This window comes from Paenibacillus xylanilyticus, assembly GCF_013359935.1.
Classification (GTDB): Bacteria; Bacillota; Bacilli; order Paenibacillales; family Paenibacillaceae; genus Paenibacillus; species Paenibacillus xylanilyticus.
Map to the genome: position 1 here is coordinate 1 of NZ_JABMCB010000060.1, position 2,804 is coordinate 2,804.

General features: G+C 57.8%; 4 protein-coding genes. All 4 read right to left on the minus strand.

From position 1 onward, the window contains the following. Nucleotides 1-383 (minus strand): DNA-packaging protein FI (locus tag HP552_RS00400; RefSeq protein WP_175393823.1); only part of this gene is annotated, 383 nt, incomplete at its 3' end. A 41-nt stretch (nucleotides 384-424) separates the two neighbouring features. Beyond that, complete coding sequence (locus tag HP552_RS00405; RefSeq protein WP_000063280.1) at nucleotides 425-1,450, minus strand: major capsid protein; 1,026 nt, start codon at nucleotides 1,448-1,450, stop codon at nucleotides 425-427. A gap of 55 nt (nucleotides 1,451-1,505) precedes the next feature. Then, a complete protein-coding gene (locus HP552_RS00410) occupies nucleotides 1,506-1,838 on the minus strand; it encodes a head decoration protein (protein WP_001297109.1) in 333 nt (110 codons plus the stop codon). A gap of 9 nt (nucleotides 1,839-1,847) precedes the next feature. After that, on the minus strand, nucleotides 1,848-2,804 hold a 957-nt coding region (locus tag HP552_RS00415), incomplete at its 5' end, for a S49 family peptidase (RefSeq protein WP_175393824.1).

Here is a 2,804-nt window from a genome sequence, read left to right on the forward strand (position 1 = left end):
AGGCCGCGCTCTGTCATTTCGGCTGCCACACCGGCAGAGACACGAAACGCCGTTCCCGGCAGCACAAATGCCACAGGTTCATCCCGCGTGGCGTGAAGTGCATCAGTATGCAGCTTCACCAGTGCCACGACCGTGACCAGTTCAGACGTATCCAGAATCACGGTATCCGGCTGCGCTGATCCCACCTCATTTTCATGTCCGGTCAGCACATTTTCCCGGCTGAGAGGGGTGTCCTGACCGGCAGTTTCATCCGTGTCATCAAGCTCCTCTTTCAGCTCTGCCACACGGAGCGCCAGTTCTTCTTTCGTCCCCGTCAGGCTGACATCACGGTTCAGTTGTTCACCCAGCGAGCGGAGACGGGCAATCAGTTCATCTTTCGTCATGGACTCCTCCACAGAGAAACAATGGCCCCGAAGGGCCATGATTACGCCAGTTGTACGGACACGAACTCATCAGGGTCAGCCAGCAGCATCAGCGGTGCTGACTGAATCATGGTGAACTCACGCGCCGGATCGCCGGTGGTCACCCAGTTTTTCGGGTAACGGGCAGAGGCGTTAATGCCTTCGCGCTGTGCGTCCGCATCCTGAATGCAGCCATAGGTGCGCAGACCGCGTGCCTGAGTGTTCCCCAGCACCATCGTGTTGTCCGGCAGGAAGTTCTTTTTGACGCCGTTTTCCACGTACTGTCCGGAATACACGACGATGGCCACATCGCCATACATCCCCTTATAGGACACCGCTTTGCCCAGGTCTTTCACCGCTGTCTCCAGCTCGGAATTAGAGCCACGACGGGTATCCAGCTTCTCCTTGACGGCTTTGAAGGAACGGAACAGCGCCCAGCCTTTCGGATCGAACACGATGATATTCACCACACCGCTGGCGTTCAGCGCGTAGGCTTCGATATCGTCGGTCGGGTCATACGTGGACTTGTCACGCTTGCTCCACTCCGTGCCGCCGGACTGCGTGATGTTATTCTCCTCACTGCGGCCCATATCCACCTCAACCGGATCGAAGGCTTCACCGGTCATGGTGTATTTGCCCTTAAGCACGGCAGAAACTGCCTGCATCTCTTCGACCTGAGCAATGGCCAGCTCTTCGTCACGCATGTTCTGCATGATGATGCGACGGCGGCGGTAAGCCGGGTCCGCCAGATTCTGCGGATCTTCATCCGGCAGGCGACGCAGGGTCATCTGCGGATTCACTTCATGCTTCGGCTTGACATATCCCGGCGTAAATTCAGAGGTGGAGCCGCCACGGGAACGGATAACCTCACCGGAAACAATCGGCGAAACGTACAGCGCCATGTTTACCAGTCCCGGAATTTGTGAGAGATAGACTTTCTCCGTGGTGAAGGGATAGCTCTCACGGAAAAAGAGACGCAGAAACAGCGGATCAAACTTAAATTTCTGCTCATTTGCCGCCAGCAGTTGGGCGGTTGTGTACATCGACATAAAAAAATCCCGTAAAAAAAGCCGCACAGGCGGCCTTTAGTGATGAAGGGTAAAGTTAAACGATGCTGATTGCCGTTCCGGCAAACGCGGTCCGTTTTTTCGTCTCGTCGCTGGCAGCCTCCGGCCAGAGCACATCCTCATAACGGAACGTGCCGGACTTGTAGAACGTCAGCGTGGTGCTGGTCTGGTCAGCAGCAACCGCAAGAATGCCAACGGCAGCACCGTCGGTGGTGCCATCCCACGCAACCAGCTTACGGCTGGAGGTGTCCAGCATCAGCGGGGTCATTGCAGGCGCTTTCGCACTCAATCCGCCGGGCGCGGTTGCGGTATGAGCCGGGTCACTGTTGCCCTGCGGCTGGTAATGGGTAAAGGTTTCTTTGCTCGTCATAAACATCCCTTACACTGGTGTGTTCAGCAAATCGTTAACGGCATCAGATGCCGGGTTACCTGCAGCCAGCGGTGCCGGTGCCCCCTGCATCAGACGATCCAGCGCAGTGTCACTGCGCGCCTGTGCACTCTGTGGTGCTGCGGCCAGAATGCGGCGGGCCGTTTTCACGGTCATACCGGGGGTTTCTGCCAGCACGCGTGCCTGTTCTTCGCGTCCGTGAGCCTCCTCACAGTTGAGGATCCCCATAATGCGGCTGTTTTCTGCCGCAACCGCTGCGGTGATCTGCGCGTTCACGTCCGGCTGCGCCGCGCTGGCGTTCTCGCCCTCCGTCGCTGGCACCACGTCAGTAACGTCAGCCTGCGAAGCAGTGGCTGAAACAGTTGTTGATTGAGTCTCTTTGGTCATTCGCCCTCCTGAGAGACGGGATTTACGTGCATCCAGTGCATCACGCATGACGGTGATCGCATCGGTGCTGTTAACAAGTTCATCAGCCAGTCCGGCATCAATGGCCTCCTGACCGCTGTACACTGCAGCCTCGGTATCCAGCACAACCTGCACGGACAGGCCGGTATATGCCGACACCTTCTGCGCAAACATCTGGCGGGTTGCGTCCATCCGGGACTGCAGTGTCTCCCGGACGTCATCCGGAAGATGGCTGTAGGGGTTGCCATCCACCTTATGGCTGCCGCTGTAAATCAGCGTGATTTCCACACCCTGTTTCTCCAGCGCAGCACCGTAATTACTGTGAGCCATCATGACGCCGATGGAGCCTGTCCGGGCGGTCTGCGTGACCAGACGCCGGGAGGCGGCACTGGCAAGCAACTGACCTGCACTGCAGTTCATGTCGTTGGCAAGCGCCCATACCGGTTTTATGTCACGCACACGGGCGATGATGTCAGCGCAGTCAAATGCCCCCGCCACCATCCCGCCGGGCGTGTCCATATCGAGCAGAATGCCGTCCACCAT

Excerpts from the sequence above, each read along its gene's own strand:
- HP552_RS00405 (WP_000063280.1), bottom strand. The coding sequence starts at position 1,450 with ATGTCGATGTACACAACCGCCCAACTGCTGGCGGCAAATGAGCAGAAA.
- HP552_RS00410 (WP_001297109.1), bottom strand. The coding sequence starts at position 1,838 with ATGACGAGCAAAGAAACCTTTACCCATTACCAGCCGCAGGGCAACAGT.